Source organism: Paenibacillus paludis (genome assembly GCF_042610515.1).
In the GTDB taxonomy this organism is placed as follows: domain Bacteria; phylum Bacillota; class Bacilli; order Paenibacillales; family Paenibacillaceae; genus Paenibacillus_AQ.
In genome coordinates, this window is sequence record NZ_JBGJZP010000009.1 from 258,715 (window position 1) to 282,658 (window position 23,944).

Annotated in this window: 23 protein-coding genes; 17 read left to right on the plus strand and 6 right to left on the minus strand. The window is 48.9% G+C overall.

The window, feature by feature from the left end; all coding sequences use genetic code 11:
* The first annotated feature begins 1 nt into the window (after position 1).
* Entirely contained in the window at positions 2 to 2,341 is a 2,340-nt protein-coding gene (locus ACAN56_RS19465; RefSeq protein WP_379145122.1) for an ABC transporter permease, read from the plus strand.
* A 72-nt stretch (positions 2,342 to 2,413) separates the two neighbouring features.
* On the opposite strand, the gene ACAN56_RS19470 is transcribed toward ACAN56_RS19465, so the two are convergent.
* Positions 2,414 to 3,406, minus strand: a complete 993-nt coding sequence (locus tag ACAN56_RS19470) for an acrylyl-CoA reductase family protein (RefSeq protein ID WP_038590164.1) — start codon at positions 3,404 to 3,406, stop codon at positions 2,414 to 2,416.
* Positions 3,407 to 3,531: 125 nt separating this feature from the next.
* On the opposite strand from ACAN56_RS19470, the gene ACAN56_RS19475 reads away from it, so the two are divergent.
* From ACAN56_RS19475 to ACAN56_RS19500, 6 genes are all read left to right on the plus strand, one after another.
* Positions 3,532 to 4,128 (plus strand): TetR/AcrR family transcriptional regulator, encoded by a 597-nt coding sequence (locus ACAN56_RS19475; protein ID WP_038590167.1) that lies wholly within the window; start codon positions 3,532 to 3,534, stop codon positions 4,126 to 4,128.
* 132 nt (positions 4,129 to 4,260) lie between these two features.
* Entirely contained in the window at positions 4,261 to 5,670 is a 1,410-nt protein-coding gene (locus tag ACAN56_RS19480) for an NAD-dependent malic enzyme (RefSeq protein WP_379145126.1), read from the plus strand.
* Between the two features lie 164 nt (positions 5,671 to 5,834).
* Positions 5,835 to 6,371 (plus strand): AAA family ATPase, encoded by a 537-nt coding sequence (locus ACAN56_RS19485; RefSeq protein ID WP_379145128.1) that lies wholly within the window; start codon positions 5,835 to 5,837, stop codon positions 6,369 to 6,371.
* Positions 6,372 to 6,494: 123 nt separating this feature from the next.
* Complete coding sequence (locus tag ACAN56_RS19490) at positions 6,495 to 6,980, plus strand: hypothetical protein (RefSeq protein ID WP_038590177.1); 486 nt, start codon at positions 6,495 to 6,497, stop codon at positions 6,978 to 6,980.
* A gap of 3 nt (positions 6,981 to 6,983) precedes the next feature.
* Positions 6,984 to 7,532, plus strand: coding sequence for a histidine phosphatase family protein (locus ACAN56_RS19495; protein WP_379145131.1), 549 nt, complete (start codon positions 6,984 to 6,986; stop codon positions 7,530 to 7,532).
* A gap of 20 nt (positions 7,533 to 7,552) precedes the next feature.
* Positions 7,553 to 7,996, plus strand: a complete 444-nt coding sequence (locus tag ACAN56_RS19500) for a GNAT family N-acetyltransferase (protein ID WP_379145133.1) — start codon at positions 7,553 to 7,555, stop codon at positions 7,994 to 7,996.
* A gap of 195 nt (positions 7,997 to 8,191) precedes the next feature.
* Here the strand turns inward: ACAN56_RS19500 and ACAN56_RS19505 are convergent, their stop codons facing one another.
* On the minus strand, positions 8,192 to 8,419 hold the full coding sequence (locus ACAN56_RS19505; protein ID WP_076114540.1) for a DUF2651 family protein: 228 nt from the start codon (positions 8,417 to 8,419) through the stop codon (positions 8,192 to 8,194).
* Positions 8,420 to 8,568: 149 nt separating this feature from the next.
* Here ACAN56_RS19505 and ACAN56_RS19510 point away from each other — a divergent pair, with 149 nt between their 5' ends.
* The 3 genes from ACAN56_RS19510 to ACAN56_RS19520 all read left to right on the plus strand — a co-directional run bounded on the left by ACAN56_RS19510 (position 8,569) and on the right by ACAN56_RS19520 (position 9,985).
* Positions 8,569 to 9,060 carry a DinB family protein gene (locus tag ACAN56_RS19510; RefSeq protein ID WP_379145136.1) on the plus strand — a complete coding sequence of 164 codons (492 nt, stop codon included), beginning with the start codon at positions 8,569 to 8,571 and terminating at the stop codon, positions 9,058 to 9,060.
* 93 nt (positions 9,061 to 9,153) lie between these two features.
* Positions 9,154 to 9,528 carry a hypothetical protein gene (locus ACAN56_RS19515; protein WP_379145138.1) on the plus strand — a complete coding sequence of 125 codons (375 nt, stop codon included), beginning with the start codon at positions 9,154 to 9,156 and terminating at the stop codon, positions 9,526 to 9,528.
* 115 nt (positions 9,529 to 9,643) lie between these two features.
* A complete protein-coding gene (locus tag ACAN56_RS19520) occupies positions 9,644 to 9,985 on the plus strand; it encodes a copper amine oxidase N-terminal domain-containing protein (protein ID WP_379145171.1) in 342 nt (113 codons plus the stop codon).
* Positions 9,986 to 10,006: 21 nt separating this feature from the next.
* Here ACAN56_RS19520 and ACAN56_RS19525 read toward each other — a convergent pair whose 3' ends face one another.
* A complete protein-coding gene (locus ACAN56_RS19525; protein WP_379145139.1) occupies positions 10,007 to 11,683 on the minus strand; it encodes an ABC transporter substrate-binding protein in 1,677 nt (558 codons plus the stop codon).
* A 113-nt stretch (positions 11,684 to 11,796) separates the two neighbouring features.
* Between ACAN56_RS19525 and ACAN56_RS19530 the strand changes: the two genes are divergently transcribed.
* On the plus strand, positions 11,797 to 13,296 hold the full coding sequence (locus ACAN56_RS19530) for a DUF4153 domain-containing protein (RefSeq protein ID WP_379145141.1): 1,500 nt from the start codon (positions 11,797 to 11,799) through the stop codon (positions 13,294 to 13,296).
* Between the two features lie 89 nt (positions 13,297 to 13,385).
* Complete coding sequence (locus ACAN56_RS19535; protein ID WP_340898914.1) at positions 13,386 to 14,084, plus strand: Crp/Fnr family transcriptional regulator; 699 nt, start codon at positions 13,386 to 13,388, stop codon at positions 14,082 to 14,084.
* A 44-nt stretch (positions 14,085 to 14,128) separates the two neighbouring features.
* Here the strand turns inward: ACAN56_RS19535 and ACAN56_RS19540 are convergent, their stop codons facing one another.
* Positions 14,129 to 15,205, minus strand: a complete 1,077-nt coding sequence (locus ACAN56_RS19540; RefSeq protein WP_379145145.1) for a M24 family metallopeptidase — start codon at positions 15,203 to 15,205, stop codon at positions 14,129 to 14,131.
* Positions 15,206 to 15,287: 82 nt separating this feature from the next.
* On the minus strand, positions 15,288 to 17,567 hold the full coding sequence (locus ACAN56_RS19545; protein WP_379145147.1) for a beta-L-arabinofuranosidase domain-containing protein: 2,280 nt from the start codon (positions 17,565 to 17,567) through the stop codon (positions 15,288 to 15,290).
* A gap of 186 nt (positions 17,568 to 17,753) precedes the next feature.
* Between ACAN56_RS19545 and ACAN56_RS19550 the strand changes: the two genes are divergently transcribed.
* The 5 genes from ACAN56_RS19550 to ACAN56_RS19565 all read left to right on the plus strand — a co-directional run bounded on the left by ACAN56_RS19550 (position 17,754) and on the right by ACAN56_RS19565 (position 22,619).
* A complete protein-coding gene (locus tag ACAN56_RS19550; RefSeq protein WP_038590205.1) occupies positions 17,754 to 18,611 on the plus strand; it encodes a helix-turn-helix transcriptional regulator in 858 nt (285 codons plus the stop codon).
* A gap of 122 nt (positions 18,612 to 18,733) precedes the next feature.
* On the plus strand, positions 18,734 to 19,792 hold the full coding sequence (locus ACAN56_RS19555) for a hypothetical protein (protein WP_379145149.1): 1,059 nt from the start codon (positions 18,734 to 18,736) through the stop codon (positions 19,790 to 19,792).
* A gap of 187 nt (positions 19,793 to 19,979) precedes the next feature.
* Complete coding sequence (locus ACAN56_RS35510; protein WP_038590211.1) at positions 19,980 to 20,210, plus strand: WapI family immunity protein; 231 nt, start codon at positions 19,980 to 19,982, stop codon at positions 20,208 to 20,210.
* Between the two features lie 142 nt (positions 20,211 to 20,352).
* Positions 20,353 to 21,819: an amidase family protein gene (locus ACAN56_RS19560; RefSeq protein WP_379145174.1), complete on the plus strand. Its 1,467-nt coding sequence runs from the start codon at positions 20,353 to 20,355 to the stop codon at positions 21,817 to 21,819.
* Between the two features lie 407 nt (positions 21,820 to 22,226).
* Positions 22,227 to 22,619, plus strand: coding sequence for a hypothetical protein (locus ACAN56_RS19565; protein ID WP_379145152.1), 393 nt, complete (start codon positions 22,227 to 22,229; stop codon positions 22,617 to 22,619).
* Positions 22,620 to 22,810: 191 nt separating this feature from the next.
* Here the strand turns inward: ACAN56_RS19565 and ACAN56_RS19570 are convergent, their stop codons facing one another.
* The gene (locus ACAN56_RS19570) at positions 22,811 to 23,692 is read right to left on the minus strand and encodes an alpha/beta fold hydrolase (RefSeq protein WP_379145154.1); all 882 of its coding nucleotides are present in this window, start codon (positions 23,690 to 23,692) and stop codon (positions 22,811 to 22,813) included.
* Positions 23,693 to 23,944: the final 252 nt, after the last annotated feature.

Consider the following 23,944-nt stretch of genomic DNA (forward strand, 5'->3'; position numbering starts at 1 on the left):
GATGAACGTTCTCAACCTCTCCTGGGCCAATATCAAAAAAAGAAAAGGAGCAGCCTTCTCCCTGTTCATCCTGATTTTGACGGCTTCCTTACTGCTCAATATCGGTATCACGATTGTCTCCTCAATGGGAAGGTTCTATGAGAAGAAGGCCGATGAGCTGCATGATGCGCATGCAGTGATTACGATGTCAGCCTCTCATTTTAAGCCCTCCACTGAGGATTATATTAAATCCTATGAAGGGGTAAAGGAACAGGAAACGGAACGGATTATCCTCATCCCCAAGGCTGCTTTCCGCTACGATAAAGACACCGATAATGATTTCAGTCTGCGTATCGCACTTCTGAATGCAGATAACAACCGCAACATCGCACCGCTTAAGTTGGTCGAGTCTATACCGGCAAATGATGAAACTGGGATTTTAGCCCCATATTCTTTGAAAGCCAGCGGAGGCTACCAGTTGGGTGATTCGTTCAGTCTTACCTATCAGAATGTGACTTACAGCTACAAGATCACCGGATTTTTCGAGTCTACCCTGATGGGCAAGCCAAATCTGGCCCTGATGAAATTTTATTTGCCGGACACCACCTATCGTGAGCTTCAACACAAGCTGGGAGCTGATGCAGAGGGGATCCTCCAGTCGGCAGTGTTCAAGGACAGCAGCCAGTCGGCATCATTCTTGAGAGATTACAGCGCCGAGTTTCCGGAGCTTAACGACTCGAACGATATCAATTTCTGGAGCGGTGATATCGGACAAGCCAAAAGCTCGACACTCACAATCAATATTGTCGCGATGATTCTGATTGTTTTTGCAGCCATTATTGTAGTGGTGTCGCTGATTGTTATCAAGTTTCGCATTGCGGACAGCATCGAAGAGGGAATAGTTAACATCGGTGTGCTCAAGGCACTGGGATATACGAGCCGGCAGATTTCATCCTCCTTTGCTCTGCAATTTACGCTGACCGGTCTTGCCGGGAGTGTTGCCGGTGTAGCGCTTTCCTACGCTGCGGTTCAAGCGTTCGGAGGCATCATCGCCATGCTGACGGGTCTGCGTTGGCCTGGCGGAACCCCATTAGGCAACTCGTTGCTCAGTATTGCTATCCTTATGGTGCTTGTGTGGGCAGTGGCGATGGGTTCAGCCTGGCGTGTACGCAGACTGCAGCCGGTTGCGGCGCTGCGGGGCGGGATTGTGACGCATAATTTCAAGCGCAATCACCTTCCACTGCATAAGGCCAAGGGAGGTCTGCAATTTCTGCTGGCCTGCAAAACAATGCTTGCCAATAGCCGGCAGAACCTGTTAATTGGCTGTATTATAACGGCGATTACGTTTGCATCCGTCTTCTCGGCTGTGTTCTACTATAATATTGCCGAGGATAAAACGGCCTTCTTTCAAATGACCGGTGCCGAAACACCCAATGTGGGCATTCAAGTTCAGCAGGGGCAGGACAGTGAACGGCTGCTGAAGGAGATTAAAGGGATGAACGGCGTCGAAAAAGCGGTCTTTCAGGATTACCTCACGGTAACGATCAACGGTCGTCAGGTGTCGTCTGATTTCTCCGATGATTATGCGCAGATGGACAATAACACAGTGGTGAAAGGCCGCCATCCGAAATATGATAACGAAATTGTGATTACCAGCACTTTGTCCAGGCTACTGGGCAAAAGTATCGGTGATACGATAAATGTTGATTTGGGCAAAGTGTCCGAACCATTTCTGATCACCGGCCTGAGCCAATCCTTAAGCACAGATGCATCTCTGGCGCTTGAAGGTGTGCAGCGGCTGATGCCTGGCCAACAGGCGATGTCTATTAACGTCTATCTGGATGGCACTACCTCTCCGGAGTTTATTGAAGCTGTGAAATCACAATATCCGGATATGCTTCAGTCTGTAACCAATGCCGAAAAATCCATTGCAGATTCGATGAAAGTGTATATATCAGCCATTTTCACCCTTATGGTTGTGATTTTGGCAATTACTGTACTAACTGTTAGTTTAATTCTCTACCTGGTAATTCAGACAGGCATCCTGAAACGGAAGCGGGAGCTGGGCATAATGCGTGCCTTAGGTTACACGACATTCCAATTGAGATCGCAAATAGCTATGAGCTTTCTCCCTGTAGTAACGGTGGGCGTTCTCATCGGCGCCTGCCTTGGCGGTCTTTATACCAATTCCATGCTCGAAATGCTGCTGTCCAGTGCGGGAATCGCACAGGTGAACTTTACTATACAGGCCCCGATGATCATAGGACTCAGTATAGGCCTTATCTTGTTCTCTTACCTCATATCCATGCTGGTCTCCCATCGGATCAAACGGATTACGGCTTATGAATTGATCACAGAGTAGACAGTTTCTTTATGCTTAAACTTAAACAGCCACCCGGGCATGATTTCCCGGGTGGCTGCTGTTGTATTAGGACTAGGAGAGGCGGACAAGTACCCGGCCTCTGGTATTCGATTTAAGGATGTCTTCCAATGCAGCGGGCAGCTCACTCAAGGCGATCTCCCGGTCGACCAGTTCCTCCAGTACCGCAGGCTTCAAATCACTTGCCATACGCTGCCAAATCTTCAGCCGCTTCTCCATAGGGCAAGAGACGGAATCAATGCCAAGCAGGCTTACACCGCGCAGGATAAAAGGCATCACGGTCGTCGGGACTGCCGTTCCTGCAGTTAAGCCGCTTGCGGCAACGGCGCCGCCGTAGGTGATCTTGCTGATTACCGCCGCTAGCGGGCCGCCGCCTACGGAATCAACAGCAGCCTGCCACAGCTGCTTGTCAAGCGGCTTGCCTGTACCATCGCCGACGTCTCCGCGGGAGATGACCTCGGCTGCACCCAGGGTCTGCAGATAACCGGCTTCTTCCGTTCTGCCGGTGCTGGCTGTGACCGTGTATCCTTTGTGGGCCAGCATCGCTACGGCTGTTCCGCCGACACCGCCGGTTGCGCCGGTTACCAGCAGCTTGCCTTTGTCCGGCGCTGCTCCGTTATCCTCCAGCGCTTGAATCGACAAGGCAGCCGTTAATCCGGCGGTGCCATAGATCATCGCTTCGCGCAGGGAAAGACCTTCCGGCAGCGGAAGGACCCATTCGGCAGGAATCCGGGCATACTCACTGAAGCCGCCGAAATGGGATACGCCGATGCCATAGCTGGTGGCAATGACGGATTGTCCTTCCCGGAACCGGCTGTCTGCTGAAGATACAACGATTCCGGACAGATCAATGCCCGGGATGAAGGGATAATTGCGGAGAATGTTTCCATTCGGAATGCTGGCTAAGCCGTCCTTATAATTCACGCTGGAGTAGGATACCTTGATCAGCACCTCACCGGCAGGCAATTCCCCAAGTGTCACCGGTTGTACAGCTACCTTAAACGTGTCTGTTTTGTCCACAACCAAAGCTTGAAATGTTTCAGGCATGAGTTTTCGCTCCTGTTCTTCTACGATCTGTGATAGGTAAGTCAGTTATATAATATTTATTCTGACCGGTCAACTTTTTTAGTGCTATGATATTAAGTACATAACAGTCTAATCGTGGAGGTCCAATGGTACGCTACAAGAAATCCGAAGAGAAACGCAAGCAGATTCTGTATGCAGCCTTTCAGGCATTGACAGAAAGCGGCTATGATTCCGTGACCTTGCAGACCATCGCAGATCATGCCGAAGTCAGCAAAGGGGTCGTGCATTACTATTTCGAGAATAAGGAGGCTGTGCTGGTTGAACTGCTGGCATGGCTGACAGGTAAAATATCGGCGAAAGAGCAGGCGGCGGTGCAGGAGCAGCATACGGCAACGGGCAAGCTTGCCGCCTATATTGATTCGGCGTTTGCCGGTCCGGCCCAAAACCGTTCATTTTACCGGGTGTACCTCGATTTCCTGGCCCGGGCGAGCCGGATTCCCGTGTACCGGGAAATCAACCAGCGCTTCTATGACAGCTGTGCAGCCATCAGCACCGAAGTGCTGAACCTGGGCCAGGAGGAAGGGGTATTCTCCAGGGAGCTGACCCCGGACAAGACCTCGCCGGTGATCCGTGCAATAATCGATGGTTGTCTGATCCAGTGGCTGATGACCGATGACGATGACCTGCATGCCACTTTCAAAGAATCCTGTTATACAGCAATTATAAAGGTGCTGAGTGACTGAACCCTTGTGAAGTAAATGATTGGCACGTACATTGTGAACGTGGGACCAAAAGTTCCACGGAAAATTTCTTTTGTACATTCTGTGAACTGTAGTATATTGGTCATAGAACGCTTTGAGAAGGAGGCTTACTCTATGTCCATTGCGACAACGATGATTATCCGTCTGGAAATCCGTAAATCGGTTGCATCTTTTGGTGATGTTGCTTCAGCGCTTGCTTCAGCGGGCGGGGATATTGTGGCCATTGACGTCATCCGTGCAGGTAAGGATGTGACGACAAGAGATATTACCGTAAACGTCCAGGATGCAGGCAATAAGGAGATTATTATGATATTGTCGAACATGCCGGGGATTAAGGTTATTAATGTATCCGACCGGACGTTTCTGGCCCACCTTGGCGGGAAGATTGAGATCACACCCAAAATGCCGATCAAAAACCGGGAGGATCTGTCACTGGTGTATACACCTGGTGTTGCCCGTGTCTGCATGGCGATTGCCGAGGATCCGGGTAAAGCCTATTCGCTTACGATGAAAAGAAACACGGTTGCCGTCGTTACCGACGGAACTGCGGTACTTGGCCTCGGTGATATCGGACCGCAGGCGGCGATGCCGGTCATGGAGGGCAAGGCGATGCTCTTTAAGCAACTGGCAGATATCGATGCGTTTCCCTTATGCCTGGACACCAAGGATCCGGAGGAAATCATCGCGATTGTGAAAGCGGTTTCTGCTGGTTTCGGCGGCATCAACCTGGAGGATATCAGCTCACCCCGCTGCTTCGAAATTGAACGGCGCCTCTCCGCCGAGCTGGATATCCCCGTGTTTCATGACGATCAGCATGGCACGGCAGTTGTTGCTTTGGCAGGACTGTTAAATGCCTTGAAAGTGGTGGACAAGCAAATCGCTTCCTGCAGAATTGTCGTGGTCGGCATCGGAGCAGCCGGCGTCTCCATCTGCCGCCTGCTGCTGGCAGCGGGAGCCCGCAGCATATATGCCGTTGACCGGCAGGGGATTCTCAGCAGAGAGCAAGCTTACGGGAATGCCGAATGGCGCTGGCTGGCGGATAACACCAATCCTGAGGGTTTAAGCGGCGGATTGACGGAGGCGCTCCAGGGGGCGGATGTGTTTATCGGCGTATCCAGCGGGGGCATTCTGAACGTCAGCCACCTGCAGAGCATGGCCAAGGACAACATCGTCTTTGCTATGGCCAATCCCAATCCGGAGATCGAGCCTGAACTGGCAGAACCGTATGCCCGTGTACTGGCGACCGGAAGAAGCGATTATCCGAACCAGATTAACAATGTGCTCTGTTTTCCGGGAATTTTCCGCGGAGCGCTGGATTGCAGGGCAAGAGAGGTGAATCTGGAGATGAAGCTGGCTGCAGCACAGGCCATTGCTTCGGTTGTACAGGAGGATGAGCGGAATGAGCAATATATCATTCCGAGTATTTTTAATGAGAAAGTGGTGGAGCAGGTACGGCTGGCAGTGATCAAGGCAGCTATCGCTACCCGTACGGCGCGCCGTATTCCTCCGGATATTTCGGACTGAGGTCACCAAAGAGCAAGCGGAAAACCTGCGGCCACAACGGTCTCGCGGGTTATTTGCTTTGCGTCCGCTTCAATAGTTGCCGCCGGGGAGTGAAATGTGCCGCTGTATCTTTTATGTGAAAAATTATACAATTATAAATAATCATTACATGTTCAGGAGGAGCCATGTTCAGCAGGATACATATTATGGGGGCTTCCGGATCCGGCACAACCACGCTCGGCCAGGCGCTGGCAGAGAAGCTGCCGCATGTGCATCTGGATAGCGACGACTATTTCTGGGAGCACAAATTCACGAAGCAGAGTGACAATACGCAGAGACTGGCTGCAATCAAGCGGGACTTGGATCATGCCGGACCATGGATACTTTCCGGAGCTGTCTGTGGCTGGGGAGATGAACTTCGCGCTTATTTTGACCTGGTAATCTTTCTGTGGATTCCACCGGAGCTCCGGCTGGAGCGCTTAAAGGCAAGAGAATATGAGCGGTATGGGAAGGAAAGTCTGCCGGGTGGGAGCAAATTTACAGATGTGCAGTTTTTTTTGGAATGGGCCGCTTTATATGATACGGCAGGTGTGGAGGTCAGAAGCAGAACACTGCATGAGGAATGGATGTCTGAGCTGGGCTGTCCGGTACTGCGGTTAACAGGGGAAATGTCGGTAGATCAACGTGTAGAGGCTGTGCTGAGCCATCTGTCCAGTCAATGATAAGGAGAGAAAGAGCGTGGCAAGAAGGAGCGGTTTGAGCTGCGGGTTAAGGGATGACTGTTTGTAGGATCAAGTTGTGATGTGAAAATCAAAAGTTGAATGTAATCATGGGGAGTGTATAAGATGTACAACCGGGGGATTGCTTGTTGTCTTAGTGTGGTTCTGGCTGCTGTGGTGTTTGCCGGCTGCGGTGTCGACCAGAAACAGAAGGATGTGTATGGCAACAACAAGGTGATCGTACAGAGCGGAGACAGCCTTACTTACAAGGATCGTATAGGTGAAGTGACTGCACAGGATGCCGAGCTTAACTTTACCGGATTCTATGGATCGGATACTTTGTGGAGCATTGAGGCAGCGGAGGAAGGTAAGCTTGGCATCGAGTTTGAGCAGGATATCACCAAAGGAAAGTTTAAAGTCGTACTCATAACTCCTGAAGAGGAAACCGTAGTCATTGCCGAAGGCAGCGCTGAAGGTTCGGTGGAACTGCCGCTTATCAAAGGAAACAGCCGGATTAAGATTGTCGGAAACAAAGGCAAGGGCAATGCGAACCTTCATCTGACAGCTGGAAAAGGAATTGAAGTCGATACCGTCGATTCAGGCGGGTGGTAGACGGTGAAATTCGGATTGGTCAGACATTTCAAAGTAGAGCGTCCGCCGCTGCAGGGCTGGGTGAACGGCCGTCAGTTCAATGAATGGGTGAGATTGTATGATGCAGCGGATATCCGGACCGGGGAGTGGAAGCAGCCTGCAGAACTGTGGGATCATTGCCTGTGCAGCGATCTGCCCAGAGCGGTGGACACGGCCCGCAGCATCTACTCAGGCAGCATTACATTCACGGAGCAGCTGAGAGAAATTGAAGTGGCTGCGGTTAGCGTATCGGGTCCCAGGCTGCCGGTACCCTGGTGGCTGGCTCTCGGACGTCTGTCCTGGGTATTCGGTCACCGCTCTCAGCCAGAGAGCAGGCGGACAACCAGTCAGCGCGTGAAAGCGGCTGTCGATCTTCTGGAGTCAGTACCGCAGCGCTCTGGTGTGCTGATCGTCACGCATGGCGCTTTTATGAAGCAGCTGGAGCGGGAACTGCGGCGCAGATCCTATCAAGGGAAGCGGATGGGACATCCGCGAAATGGGCAGCTTTATACATATGAGAAGATAGAAATTTAAATGAAAGCGGGATGCACAAAATGGTCACCATTAAGGAAATTGAAGCGGATGCTCTTGAGGCATTAAATGAGCTGTACAGTGAATTGATAAGCCATCGAACGGATCAAGTGAAGCTGGCAGAAGCTTTTAACAGGATAAAGGCAGATAGCCGGTACATCTTGCTGGGCGCATACGTGGACGGGGAACTGCTCGGCTCCTTGATGGGGATCGAATGCCAGGATCTCGTCGGAGACTGCCGGCCGTTTATGGTGATCGAGAATGTAGTTGTATCCTCCCGCGCCAGACGCCAGGGTCTCGGCAAAAAGCTTATGACTGCCATTGAGCAAGCCGCCCACGAGAGAAACTGCTATTACATTATCCTCGTTTCCGGTGAGCAGCGTAAGGAAGCGCATGTCTTCTATGAGTCTATGGGCTACCGGGATGAAAAGGTAGAAGGGTACCGCAAGCATCTAAGCTCACATTAACATGAGGGAGGGAGGGCTGTGTGGGCATTTTTCGAATTTATCTTTGATGACATCACAGATACTCTTTGGGAAAACCGCAAGAAGCGAAAGAAGAATTAAGAATATCCCGCCAGCCTGCAGAGGCTGGCTTTTTTTCGCTTAGGCATAGAAAAACGACTCCAATATGGGGCCGTTAATCATTTCGTTTGTTGATTTTTACTTTTTTGCTGACTTCATCATTAAACCTACGATGACTGATAATATTGCATAAACTATCGCCCAAATGAAAAAGGACTCATTGAAGACGGTAAAAGTTAGTGCTGTGAAAACAATAAAAGTTAATAACGGCATTACGAACCATCTTCTAATCAACATAAAACCAACAATTGAAGTGACTATAACGATTATAGGACAGATTACAAAAACCAAAAGCAACGGATTCACTCCTCAATATAAAATATTCTATAATTATATACTTTTTACCTGGAAGAAGCTGTATGACAAGTATAATTATTTTTTCCATGCCATGCCGGTTCTGCTATATGTTAAACTGTCTGCAAGTGTGATGAATTTAACATTATTGGAGGGGTTGGATGGAGACATTTTTCCGTTATAACTGGGTGGTTCGCGAGCAGTGGTACAAGTGGTGTGAGGAGATACCGGAAGAGGAACTGCTGAAGCCGCGTACAGGCGGCGTTGGCGGGATATTGAAGACGCTGTTTCATATTGCCGATGTAGAGTGGAGCTGGATCATGGTGATGGAGGGCAAACCGGATTTTCAGGAGGATTTCGCCTGGTACAGCAGCCTGCAAAAGGTACGGGAGCTGGATGCAAAGTTTCGTCCCGAGGTGGAAGACTTTGTGCTGGCCTGGCATGAAGGTCTGGAGCGGAATGTTTTTGTAGATGAGCGCAGTGACGGCTCGGTGGTTACCGATGCCTGGGGCGAAATTATGCGCCATGTTATCGCTCATGAAATTCATCATACCGGGCAGCTCTCCGTCTGGGCCAGAGAGCTTGGGAAGCAGCCGCCTTCCGCCAATGTGATCGGCAAAGGGTTAGCGGACAGCCTGCCGGGCAGGGCGTAATTTCATTTTCAGTCCTCCTTCAGGTTTATATTTTACAATGCCCGTGGGCAGTTGCCGAAATATAAATCTGGTTTTAGAGGAGGAGTACACATTTTGAGAATGAAAAACGTGTTCAGGAAGTTCATGCTGACGTCACTGTCTTTGACAGTTGCGCTAGGAGTACCGGTAGGCGGGATTGCCGGAAACCCTTCAGCGGCCTATGCTGCGGATGCGGGGGTTGCGAAAGCTTATGAATCCCTGTTCACGCCGGACAAGGTCATCAATGTAAAGGTTACTATTGATGATGAGGATTGGCAGAGCATATTGGCAAGTCCGCTGGAAAAGGAATACAAAAGTGTAACCGTTGATGTGAACGGTACAGTGCTTAAGAATGTCGGATTCTCCACCAAAGGCAATTTGACGCTCAAATCGGTGCCGGCTGGCCAGCCTGCAGGAACAGCTGGGGCTGGAGATCACACCGCTTCCTGAAATTGCTGCGACGGCCGGCACGAACACGTCAACCTCAACTTCGGCAGGTACTGGAACAGCATCCGGCACCGGCACTTCTTCATCGGCATCAGGCAGCAACGGGATATCCGTACTGCTGAACGGCAAGGCAGTCACCTTCCAGGATCAGCTTCCGCTGAGCAAGGGCGGAAGAGTGCTGGTACCGGTGAGTGCAATATTCAGCGCGCTGGGTGCTGAGGTGACCTGGGATCAGGCTTCCAAGAAAATCACCGCTGTCAAGGGAAGTACGAAGATTACCATGATTCTCGGCAGCAAGACCGCTTATATCAACGGACAAACGGTGACACTGGATGTGCCCGCGCAAGCGGCCGGGGGCCGCATACTGGTGCCGGTGCGATTCATCTCTGAAGGACTGAATATGGACGTGCTGTGGAATGCGGCGGCCCGGACGGTAACGGCTACTGATAAGAAGAGCTGACAGCCTTTATCTTCAGATGAGCTACAGCTCCGGCGGGAACCATAGATGGCGCAGGTCTACCCAGCCCTGGCTGTTGAAGGTTACGCCGCGCACAGAGGGAAGGTAAGCCGTTTCGGTGGGCTTTTCGTACAGGATATGCAGCTGATGATCGTGGATCAGGCTGTCTTCGATGATCTTGAAGCCCTCGGCTCTGGCCTGGAAATGCGGCTCGCGGGAAATGAGGCTCAGCCGGCCTTCAATATCGGCCCGGGTACGCGGCTCGATATGCTGCGCGAGCGTCAGATACAGGTCGAACAGCCGGAGCTGTTCATCCTGATCACGGAGCAGGGAGAAAACAATCAGGTCGGCTTGCAGGCGGACCGGACCTTTGAATTCCTCCGGGGAAACGGTCAGTACCGTGCAGGCATAACCCTGGTGCTTCAGCCTTGCGGCAATGGATTCGGCATCACCGGAATATTGCGGAATCGTGGCAATTTGCAGCGCTGCCGGATGAGGCTCTGGCTGCTGTGGTCCATGCGTCTCCACATCCGCGTTCAAACAGGATACAATGTCTGCCCGAAGAAGGGGATCGCTTAGCGGTCCCTTTTTTTTCGTATTGAAGGTCACAAATTTCCGCACAGAGGACTCGGAATGAATCCGGCTCCAGGCCGAAGGGTCAGAGACAGAAGGATTCGTAACAATGTGGAAGCCGGAGCTTGTCTCCGGAGAAGAATTACTTATCCCCCACGGTACATAGAGAATTTCCACCCGGTCCAGATGGGCGCGGCCCTGAAAATAATACGGGAATACCTCCAGTACGCAGGAATCCTCATGCATCTCCGCTACCTTGAACGGTCCGGTGCCTGCCGGTCTGCGCCCGAAGCTGCTCTCACCCTGGTTTTCCAGATCCCTTGGAACGACAGCTGCCCGGCTCGTGCACAGGAAAGGCAGGAAGAGCTCATTGGGTTTCTTGAGCAGAAATCGCACTGTGGTAGCGTTCAGGGCTTTCACTTCCTGAATCTCTTTGAAAATAGAGTTGTACAGCATCCGGTGCGACGAAGTCATCATCCGTTCGAAGGAATAGACCACATCTTCGGCAGCCAGCACCTTGCCATGATGGAAGAAGACATCCTTACGCAGATGGAATGTCCAGCTGGTGCGGCTGTCATCTACATCCCAGGCATGGGCGAGCCCGGGAAGGATGTCGTCCCGTTCACCGCCGCGTCCTACCAGCCCGTCGAACACATGGCTGGACACGAAGGACTCCGCTAATAAATTCATGTACAGCGGATCAAAGGTATGGAGCTGCTGGTTGACCGGCAGCCGTAAGCTGTCAATCCGCTTGTCGCTGCGGATCTCGGAGTGATGGCCGAAGTAGGACATCAGCCAGCCCTGCAGGGAATCCTGCAGCGAGGAGGAACGGGCATGTCCGCGGATGCCCTCCATGGCGCTGCGGATATCTCTGCTGCTGATCGCCTGCTTCATGGATTGCAGGGCGATAGACTCGGAATCCGTGAGAAATTTCAGGGAGGACCGGCGGCCCCGCCCCCGGCTGGGTGTCCAGACGATCCAGCCCTGCTCCGACATTTTATTGATAACATGCAATGCATTGCGGTGGGTGCAGCCCAGAGTTAAAGCCAGTTCATCAAGGGTGACCATGATTTCCGCCGCCCCCCCATGATGGGAGTGCAGCTTCAGAAATTGGCTGTGCAGTTTCATTGTCGGCTGTTCCTTTCTTAAAATAGGAAATATAAACTCATTTCTTTCTCTTTTTCTTCTTATTTTATCAGCTAAAATTGGGATAAGAAAGCAAGATAATGGGGGGATTTACCATGGAGGATGAAAATGCGGTTACAGCAATGCGGCCGCTTTACGCATTAATTGCTGCATTTCTGCTGGCTGACGTGCATCAGTATCTGTTCTACGGCCAGATGGCAGGCGTTTCTGTACCGATTTTTGTATGCCTGCTCTATATTTTTGTGCTCTATGTTGCCAAGGATAGGTTGCGTAAGAACACGTGGTTCAGTTATGTTTGGCTGGGAGCCATATTTCTGCTCTCCTTGACGTATGCACTGTTTGCAAACTGGTTTTTCTTCGGGCTGAATTTCCTGGTGATTCCGGCGCTGATTTTCTTACATATGACCTATATGCTGAGCTATCGCCTTCCGTCCTGGAGCCGGTTAGCACTGATTGGGGCTGCGGCGGAGCACTTTTTTGCCCAGAGCCTGCGGCATTGGCCTACGGTGTTTAAGATTATCCAAAAAGCAGGAGGCAGGAATCTGCAAGGGGAGCGCAAGCAGGTGCTGGTCAAAGTGCTGATTGGACTGCTCATCTCCTGCCCGCTGCTGCTGATTGTAATCTCACTGCTCTCTTCAGCCGACGGTGTATTTCATGAGATACTGGCGGACGTCCCGGCGCTGCTGGAGCGGATCTCATTCAGTGACGGCTTAGCCCGCATCTTATGGATCATCCTGCTCGGAATGGGACTGTTCGGTTTTGCCCAAGGGTTCGCTGATCCTAAACACTATGACTGGAGCGTGCCGCCGCTGGACGGCGAGCCGGTCCGTGAACCCTTCACCATTTCCATTGATCCGGTAATTATCACCACAATCCTTGTGTCGATCAATACCGTGTATGTGTTATTTGTCAGCGTGCAGTTTTCATATTTGTTTGGTGCATGGGATGGGGTTTTGCCGGAAGGCAGCACGTATGCTGACTATGCCCGGAGCGGATTTTTCGAGCTGATTCTGGTTACAGCCATCAACTTTGCGATTCTGCTCTTGTCGCTGCTGTCCGTAGGGGAAGTGAAGAAAACGCTGAAAAAGATCATTAACGTCCTGCTCTATACCTTGGTCCTGTGCTCCATGGTTATGTTGTATTCTGCCTACTCCCGTCTGGCACTGTATGAGGAAGCCTACGGCTACACCTATATCCGCTTTCTCGTGCACGCCTTTATGATCTTTCTCGGTTTGCTGCTGGTCATTGCGGCAGTGCGGATTAGCCGGGTGAACTTCCCGCTGGCCAAATGTTATATTGTGCTTGGTCTGCTTGCGTACGTGCTGATGAATTATATTGGGATGGACGGGATCATTGCCGGCAGAAATATGGAACGGTATGAAGCCAGCGGCAAGCTGGATGCTGCCTATTTGAGCGGACTATCCTGGGATGCGGTCCCGAAGCTGATTGAATTCAGCAAGAAAGAGGATGGGCTGCTGGATCAGAACCTGCGTGACAAGTGGCAGAGCAACACAATTGCTGAACAAGAATGGCCATCCTTCAATGTATCCAAATACCGGGCGCAGCAGGCCCTGGAGCAATATTTCGCGGAATAGAGACTTTATTTTGAAATCGGGGACGGGTTATACTCTACTATAAATTGTGGTACATTGAAGCCAGCATGAGGTCAAGGAGGAAGCACGGAATGAACACAATATTGGATCTTGAGGCTGTCCGTACACTGGCCGGGAAGAACGGGCTGGAAGAGATGTTCAGCACTGAGGTCATTGAAAGAATGGAGCTGCGTCGGTACAGCGACGGGGAAGCGGTCTGCTCGGTCGGAGACCGGCTGGAGAGCATGTTCATCCTGGTCCAAGGGAAGCTCAAAATTCACACGCTGCTCCCCAACGGAAAATCGATGCTGGTGCGGTTTGCCAGACCGATGTCCGTGATTGGGGACGTGGAGCTGCTGCGGCAGTATCCGGTTAAAAATGAGGTGGAGTCTGTCGGCGACAGCCTGCTGCTGGTGGCCGGCAGAAAGCTGCTGCTGAAAGAGATGGAAGAGAACACGGCGCTGCTGCGTTTTCTGGTCGGAGAGCTAAGCCACAAGCTGTACACGCTCGGCCAGACCTCCGCGCTGAATCTGCTCTACCCGGTGGAGAACCGGTTTGCCAGCTATCTGATGTCCATGTTCGCGGACAGCGTCGGCGGTCATCGTGTGGAGGAGCTCCGCACAGCAAGTCTTACGGAAACGGCGGATTTGCTCGGAACGAGCTACCGCCATTTGAACCGGATTGTGCGGCGGTTCATTGAGGATGGCATCATTGAACGCAGACAGGGCCGTTTGAGTGTGCTGGATGAAGCTAAGCTGGCCCGGCTTGCGAACGGGAATTTATATGAATAAACGGGATTGGAGAGAGCAGAATGGCATTGGAATGTTTGAACCTGTCAATAAAACGGTAGTACAAGCAAATCGCTTTTCGGTGATTTACTTAATGTACAGCTTTCCTCTGATTTGACAAGGATATCATCTTCGATACGCACTCCGCCAACCCCCTGAAAATATAATCCCGGCTCGATCGTCATAATGGTATGCTCTGCAAACTTATGCTCCGACCGGGAGCTGATATAAGGGGCTTCATGAATGTCCAATCCGATGCTGTGACCGGCGCCATGAGTGAAATGGGCATTCATTCCTTCACGGATAAAGGGAGCCCGGATGATCGAATCCAGCTCCTTGCTTTTCATTCCGGAACGGATTGCGCGAAGTCCTGCTTTTTGTGCTTCCAGGACCAGATAATAGCTATCGTCAAGTCGTGAATCCGGCTGACCTACGGCAATGGTTCGGCTGATGTCGGAAACGTAACCCTCGTAAGTTGCTCCAAAATCTAAGATCACCATGTCGCCCCGCTCGATTTCTTTATGGCTGGCCTCACCGTGGGGATAGGAGGAGCGGATACCGGATGCCACGATGGTGGGGAAGGCCGTCTTCTCCGAGCCGTTCCGCTTCATGAAGTATTCCATTTCTCTCGCCATATCGAGCTCGGTGACTCCCGGACGAATGTAGTTGAGAATATGCATGAAGGTCTTGTCAGCTATACGTACAGCTTCAAGGGTACTCCGAAGCTCTTCTTCATCCTTGACCTCGCGGAATTTCTCCACCCAGCCTGTTACAGCCCGCGTGTCCGCTTTGACCAAGGATTTGAACTGTTCTCCATCGCTGTAGCTCAAATGCGCACCTTCAAAGCCGACCCGCGGAAAATCTAGCTTGTTGATGATTTCCGCTGCTTCATCCATTAAAGACTTGCGCCAGCATACACGCTGGAGCAGGCCGGGCAATTCCTCGGCGGCTTGCTCCACATAACGGCCGTCAGTGAGGAAGAAAACTTCCTGTTGGGTTAACAGCAAAGCGGAATCTTCACCAGTAAAGCCACACAGATAACGAACATTTTTGGGATTACTGATGTATAAGGCCGGAAGGTTTTCCTCCTCCATTGTGCTCAACAGCTTTTCAATTCGTCTCACTTTACCTTCTCCTTTGTCTCTATCGTTTGTAGATAACAGGAAAGAGGAGCAGTACTGCACTCCTCCACGGATCTCATTCTTGTCAAATGGTTTTGAAATACAAATGATACTGCTCATGGTTTAATTCTGCCAAAGGGGCAAATTCAAGCTGCGTCTCCTTGAAGACGAACCGGTTGGTACCAGTGATTCGTTCCATCTTCTCCTGTACATTTCCTTGGTGTAGGGGCAACTCATAAAAGTCTTTGCGGGTGGATACAGCCGCCAGAATAAAGGGACCAAAGGCGAGGGAGGCAGTGTCGTGCTTATCGGGAGTGAATTCCAACCGCAGCTCCGGCAAAAACCGAATGGTTACCTTATCTTGCTTGCACCAGTCACAGGTTAAGGTGACATAACTGTTCTCTTCGGTAAAAGCAACCTGCTCACCATTGAGTTTAACCTTGACATCTCCTTGATGCCAGTAAGGCTTGCGGATCTTTAAACGGGTTTTCTTCAAGGCCAGGATGGACAGCGTGATCTCTCCCGTAAAGATTTCAGGAACCATTTGCACCACATGCAGTCCATTGTCCGCATCCACCAGCTCAGATGAGACAAAGAGATTAACATATAAAGCGTCCGCATCCTCGAAGTAAACCGCTTCCGTATATTTAAAATGGGCCTCCAAACCTGTACCGTGACAGCAGGAGTTCTCCTCGTCATAGCCCTTTTGCCCGCCGGGGCTGGTGGGCATAAAGTAGGTGCTTGCTCCCAGACATTCATGGTCGGTTGTCGCAAGAATATGATTCAACATGGTTCTTTCGTAATAATCCATATAAGACACATCATTTTCATATGCATATAGGTGTTTGGTGAGCTTTAACATGTTATAGGACGCACATGTTTCGGCGGTATGCTCCGTCAGATGGGCGCCGATCTTGTTAGGCTGCTTGAACATCTCACCCTCACCGGTTCCGCCGATCGAGTAAATATGGGAGTTTACAACCGACTGCCAGAAGAACTGGGCGATATCATAATACTTTTTTTCTTGCGTTGCCTCAAATATCTTGATTGCTCCAACTACCTGGGGAATATGCTGATTGGCATGCAAGGCTCCCAGGGCATCTACTTTTTGCTCCATCGGGAAGAACAAGCGATCATTATCAAACAGCTTGGCCGCTTTAATATGATTTTCTTTGTCAGTATACGTATAGAGCTCAGCCAGTGACTCGTTGATCCCCCCAAACTCACCCGCAATGTACATGCTCCACATTTTGATTAATTGTTCATGCGACAGTGCACTCAAGCGGTTGTACACCCAGTCGCCGAGCTTGTCGGCAATGGTCAGCGCCAGTTGAATCCCGGCTTTATGATAGCTGTCCAGCAAGCCGGCAAAAATCTTGTGAAGGGTGTAATAAGGGGCCCAGATTGCCGGATAGCGCACATATTTTTGCAGCAGATCAAATTGCTCCTCCGAATACGCGCTAATAAAGCCGAACTGGTATCTGTCATCTGCATCAAAGGCAAGTTGAACTTTATCTAATTCTTCAATCAGGTAAGTCAATTTACCGTAAATCTGCCCGTTGCCCGTTGAAGCATAGCACAGAGCAAGTGCCGACAGATAGTGTCCAGTCGTGTGTCCCTTCAGCAAGCTGTCGGGTGAATCCCAGCCGATCATCTCATCGGCCCCAAGGGTATCGATCCCAGCCGCCTTCCTGAAATTGTACAGCATCTGATCATCGTCAACCTTCAACAGAAAGGCCAGTCTCCGATCCTGCGCAGTTTTGAATCTAGATGGCCCAAGCAGGCTGACCTTCTTCGGCGGAAAGGCATGCAGCAAGGCTTGTCTGACACTCTTCTTCTCGATGGTCTCCTTAACGATGACAGTCGCTGTTACCTCGTAAAGCGTGTCCGTCAGATGGCCAGCCGCTTTTTCCTCCCCGATCTCAGCATAAAGTCTTTCTGCTCCCCCGAGCCAATTGACCTGATGGCCAATGACATCGCCGGTTACAGTTTGAATAGACACAACAGAGGGCAGGCAAAATCTTGTATTCACTTGTTGCTCAATGTGTATGGGAAAGATTTTTCCAACCTGGGTTTTGTTTTTTTCCTCCAGAATGTTCACCTCAAAAACCTTAACCATCCTTGCCTCCCCGTACTGGAAAGTTGCGGTTAGCGGAACGATCCGGTCCCCTTTTCCATATTCAGGCTGATGCACTTTCCCAGAGCCGTCAATCCAACGGTCATCTTTTGAGGACCAGGTAATGGTGGAGCCATGCTTGCCCTCGGTCGGCAAAACAACATCAAACTCTACAGTTTTCAAATTCCCCAGATGCAAGGCCTCTATGTCTTGTTGGACCGTTTTTTGATCACTGGATTTAACCGACATGTACTTTCCTCCTTGACATTTAATCGCTTTCACAGGATTAATGGTACAGGAAATAAAAATCAGTGTAAGTAGTTGAAAAAAAGAATAGGTGGATTATATTTACTACTATCGGGATGATTGCCGGGTTGAACTTGCCCGCTTATGGATTTCACGGAGCTATGTCTAATGCTGAGAGGAGTCACAGTCATGTATTTTGTTGATAAGAAATACACGGAGCATGCACAATTTTTGTCCGCAGGCACTTTCATCACCAATCAGCCCTGGATTCACACCGAACGGGTCATTGACAGTTATGAAATCATCAGTCCCATCGAGTCTACGCTTTACATCGAGTGCAACAATATTCCCTACGCCATAGAATCGGGTGAGATCTTGGTCATTCCGCCGCATACTCGGCACAAGGGAATCAAATATTGTGAGGGTCGGATGAAATTCCACTGGCTTCATTTTTCATCGGTAAATCTGAGTATCCATACGGAGACAGAGGTTATTCAGGAGCTCAATGTTAACAATGCCGATGACATGATTATCTTGCCCGTGCACACCAACAAAATCGACTCCAGGCGATTTCATGTCATGTTCAATCAACTGCTGGATTTATATCAGGAAAAGAAGCGGAATAATTACCTGAATGCTTATTTAAGCTGCCTTTTGCATGAATTGACCTCCGAAATCTTGAGTGTGCTGACCCGGAAAAATGTTAACGGCAACCGCCTGCAGCCGATCCAGGACTGGATTCGGATACATGCTTTTGATGACGTTACGATTGATAAAATTGCTGATCATTTCAAATACAACAAAAGCTATCTGTCGAGAATTTACAAAGAGAATACCGGGATCGGAATCTCCGAGCAAATCATTACCTTTCGATTGAAGCATGCCAAAAAGTTGCTAACGGAAACAGATTTGAGCATTGTGCAAATTGCCTCGGAGGTGGGTTACGAGGATTCAAAATATTTCATGCGTTTGTTCAAAAAATATGAGAGCATCACTCCCACCCAATACAGGAAAACATTTTTTAACAAGCATTACAATAAAAAATGAAGAGAGCCATACTTGTGTTGCGTTGTCCACTTAACCTATGGTTTGGGCTACCGTAGTGAAAAAGAAATCATGCTATCATTGAAAAGAAAGCGATACCATTTATTGTGAGGGGGGCATATGTAATGGTGAATGGTGAATTGCACATAGCGGCGGCCCAATTTATTGATCCGCACCGGATTGAATTGGTTTGGAATGATGGGGCGGAAGTTGCACAAGATCCAAATGCTTTTTTGGTTGAGCTAAACGGGGTGAATGTGCCCATTTACGCCAATGAGGATAAGGAGGCTTGGGATACTAGATGTGTGTATGAGGCGTCCAAGCGGCGAACAACGCTGTACCTGCTGAATCCCATACAGCATAATGATTTGGGCAAGGTCAAGCTTACCGTTGTCGGGCAAAAAGGACAGGGCAGCGCAGTAACGGTCAACCAACCCTGTATAATAAAAAAGTGGCAGAACTACTACACCAGATTTACCAGAACCTCTTCTGGAATTCTCATTAAATCCTCTTCACATGTCGGTTATCAGGTGCATGACCAAGCCTGTGCAATGATTGAGGTGATGTTGAGCAAAAGGCCGGAGGTAGCGCGGAAGCTGGAAGAGCTGCAAGCCTCTCTGGCTATTTACGGTTTGCAGGAGGACGCGTATGATATACCGGAGCATCGCGGCGGAGCGGACTTTTTAACCCGTCCTGTAGAAGGCTTCGGTGGAACGCCGCAAATTCCGACGACTTCTGTGTCAGAAAAAAACATCATGCGGTATAGAGATGGAGAGATTCAGACCCGATACCTCAATGAGTCCATCCTGGCCCATGAATTCGGGCATGCGATCCATTTAATCGGGATCAATAATCTGGAGGATCAGACTTTAGCCAGACAACTGGTTAACGCCTATGAGCATGCCGTGGACAGCGGACTTTGGCCGCATACCTACGCGATTTCCAATTACGAGGAGTATTTCGCCACATTAACGACAATCTGGTTTAATGTAATGGCCGAAAGCAAGGACGGCACCTGGGACGGGGTTAGAGGGCCAGTTAATACTCGGGAAGAGCTAAAAGTCTATGATCCGCTGGGCTACTCCTTTTTCGACTCAATCTATCCTGACCGGGCATTCCCGGAACCCTGGAGCAGCACGTCCAATAAGTTTTCCGTTCAAGACCTGCTGCCTGCTGCGGAGTGAAAACGAGCAAATATAGTTAAACAAAGCGGAAAATCCCAATTAAGTGAGCTGGTTAAAGTGCATGAGTTTGTAGTACGAGGGAAAAAGGGCTGTTTTGTACAAATCACCATAGAAGAGGCATTTGGTTTTCCGAACATGACAAGCCATTTTGGTGGATATGATGTTAGAGGAATTGTAGAAATTAAGAGTGGGAACTATTGCAGCATTGATAAATTCTGAAGTGAACCTAAAGCTAGAAGTTAAGTTTAACAAGCGAGGGCAGGTCATCATTGAAGGTTACTTCAAGGAGTTTGCACACGAGGGCAATGAGTTAATATTTGAAATCGAAAGCGATCAAAGCTTTTTTGTGGAGACGCTCGACGGATTGAAACAATTCGTTAACCACTATGGGGATATGAAAGGAATATGTCCTAAGTAGCCATTCTAACGGGCAGTTTTGTGGAACTTTATCGTGGGATAGTTTAATTATGTTTGTTTTATCCTGGTCATATTGTCTATCCATCGTGGTATTATTGAATGCAATAAACAATATAATACTTCTGATGGGGCGTGATTTGAATATGAAGTCTCCCTTTAATCTGATGAATTTAAATATAGAAGAAGCAAGTATATATGAATTACAAAACGCGATGGAACAAGGTGAATTTACTTCAAAAGAATTAGTGTTTTGCTACTTATCACGTATCGCAAAATATGATCAGGATGGCCCTCACATAAATTCCATCATGGAAATTAACCCCGATGCCATTTTCATCGCAGAAGCACTTGATATAGAACGTCAGCGCAAGGGGAGTAGAGGACCTTTTCATGGCATACCGATTCTCGTTAAGGATAATATCGAAACCGGAGACAAGATGCGTACCAGTGCGGGAGCTTTAGCACTAGCACAGCATGTAAGTACGACGGACGCTTTCCTGATTCGCCGATTAAGAGAATCGGGGGCCATCATTTTGGGCAAGACGAATATGACAGAATGGGCCAACGGTATTTCCTCGACAATGTGGGCAGGTTATAGTTCAAAGGGGGGGCAGGTCGCGCACCCCTATGGTGATTTTTTCGTAGGCGGATCCAGTACGGGATCCGCAGCTGCGGTGGCCATGAGTTTTGCAGCAGCGGCGATAGGCACAGAAACCTCCGCTTCAATTCTGAGTCCGGCCATACAGATGTCTATTGTCGGCATCAAACCGACCGTCGGCTTAATTAGCCGCTCAGGACTTATTCCTTTTTCTTATTCACAAGACACAGCAGGGCCGATGGCAAGGACGGTTTCAGATGCGGTAGTTCTGCTTAACGCATTAGCTGGGAGGGATGAGCACGACCCAGCAACCTGGCGTAATGACCATGTTATACAGGATTACACATCATTCTTGGACAAGAATGGACTACAGGGAGCGAGAATTGGGGTCTTTTGTGAAGTACCAGATTCCCTGCGTGAATCTGGTGAATATAATCAGGAGCTATTTCATCAAGCAGTCTCCGAATTGATAAAAGCAGGAGCCGAAGTAGTAGAAAATATCGACATTCCATCGTTTCATGGTCCATGGCATTGGAACAAGATGAATTTAGAATTCAATCATGGAGTGGAGAATTATTTGCAGCGTCTCCCGGCACATATGCCGGTTCATTCATTGTCCGAACTCATCAATTGGAATGAAAAGTATGCAGATGCAGCCCTGAAATACGGTCAAGATTTATTAGAATTCCGGGAGGGGTTAACCGATCCTTTGAAAAATAAGGACTATATCATGGAATCTATTATGGATTTATATCTAGCCCAGAACGAAGGAATTGATTATGCGATAAATAGTTATCAGTTAGATGCGATAATGTTTCCAGCTTATATTGGAGCGGATATATGTGCCAAAGCTGGTTATCCATCTATTGCTATCCCCGCGGGGTATGGAGCAAACGGCAGACCATTTGGCATTACTTTTGCCGGAAAAGCATTTACTGAACCTACCTTAATTCGTATAGCTTATTCTTTTGAACAAATAACAAAACATCGCAAAAAACCTATATTCAACTAAAGGGGAACTATATAGGCAGCTTCCCATTTTCTTATCTTACGGTAGAAGATTAAACAAACGAGAAACACTAGCTCAAGCATGCTGGCAGATTAAACCTCCCTTTAGAAGCAAATCTAGATGGAATAGCTTCTAAGGGGAGGTTTTGTATGCTATTCAACTAGAGAGTAGTTTAGCAGGGTGAACGATATGATCCTCTGTTAAAAAAAATAGAGGATTTTCATATCACTCCGCCGAAATTTGAAATGTACTTTTTGTTAGATATAGTGGTGTGAACCGTAGCATAGATGACAGATTTCGCTACATTTGTTCTGCGAATCGGGCATATAATTCCAGGGAAATGTGGTGGAAGATGCGGGGCAAGCGTTCAACACCATGATAGAAGTGAAATCTATCTAGGAGGACTTCAAATGAGCTATGATTTGATGGTTTTCGAGCCGTCCAGGGCACCGAGGGAAAGGAAGGAGTTTATGGATTGGTTTGAGCAGCAAGTACAATGGTCGGAAGATCATGAATATAATGATCCTTTTGTCTGCTCAGAGTCGTTGCACCGCTTGTACAGCAAGCTATCGGAGGATTTTCCCAATATGAATGTAGATGATGAAATTTTTGAAGCTATGGAGGAAGCCGGAACTGAAAACCGATTAACCGAGTACTCGCTGGGCTCCGCCGTCATCTATGCGGCTTTCGCTTATTCCGTAGCTAAGGAAGCATATACTACGATGCGGAATTTGGCTATAAAACACAAGGTAGGATTTTTTGATGTTAGCAGCAACGACGGCGAAATCTTTTTCCCTGATTGATAATGCCACTTCGATAGTTTTCCATACTTCCCCCAGGTTAGTTGAAAACGCAGACGGAAATACGGTATTAATCGTAAATTTCTTTAGAAAACAAAAGACAATTAGTAACCCATAGTCATTATTCAACTAAAGGGCAGAATAGCATATTCCTCAGGCAAAAAAAAACTCAAACATATTTACGCTTGAGTGAATCAATCCCGACTTGCATCGTAAATCTTCTGTGCCAAATAAGCCGGTCTTGTGCGTGTATCCGTAAAGTGGTCCCCATCGCCAACGATCAGGCGGAACAGACCCAATCGTATTGACATGTGGGGATTCCAACCGTAGCCTTCCCCTTGAGGCAATACATTATCTTGGTAGAAATATACATAGCTTTTGGGGGTTTGTAGCGCGTAGAACGCTTTTAGATCCAGTTTCTCGAAAAGCGGTTTAGCCGGCTCCGGAGCTACACTTGTATAAAAAAGTTTAGCATCCTCGGTGGTGGCCGTATTTACGAACAAATCTCGAAACAAATCAAACGGAAGCATGATTGTGTCGTCATTCGACATGGCTCTAAGCTGTTCAAAATTTTTTCTTGTTTGAGGCGGTAACTCATCAACAATCGATTCTCCGTCTTTTAATACGAACGCATCCCAGAAGACCAAACGTTTAATACGATCAGGTAGCTGTTCAGCAACTTTTTGGATGACTGTTCCACCAAAGCTGTGCCCAACGAGAATAAAATCGTACAGGTTCAGGTGTCTAATATAATCAACGACTGATTTTGTAATCATTGCATGAGTGACATTTTTATTTGGATCAGTTCCATGGCCTGCGTATTCTGGAGTGTAGACTATGTTCCCTTGACTACGCAGTACCGCAGTTACGCCATCCCAAAAGTGAGCATCAGCCCAGGAACCATGCACGAGGACAAAAGTAAGCCGTTGAGAATGCCGAAAACTTCCTTCCGATTCTATGGGATAATGCCACCCAAACCATCCTGCTTCGGAATAAGGATTATAATATTGTCCCTGCGGTACAGGCCGGTAATAAGGATTTGGAATTTGATTTTTCCCCGAATGATAAGGAAACATGAACAACATCCTCTCAGAGACGATATAATTGAGCTTATGCCTAAGGCTTCGAAAAGATACACTCTTTCTCTTGTTTTGGAATGGGAATACGATAACATTAAGTATGAAACCATTGAACAAACTTTGGAAAGAATAAAAAGTGAGGATTAAACTCCCTCGAAATGATTCAGTTTCCTCACCCAGACTCATGAATTCGCAGGATTTCATCCTGTAGTTAAAGTGATGAAGAGGATGATGAAGGAGCCGGTGGCA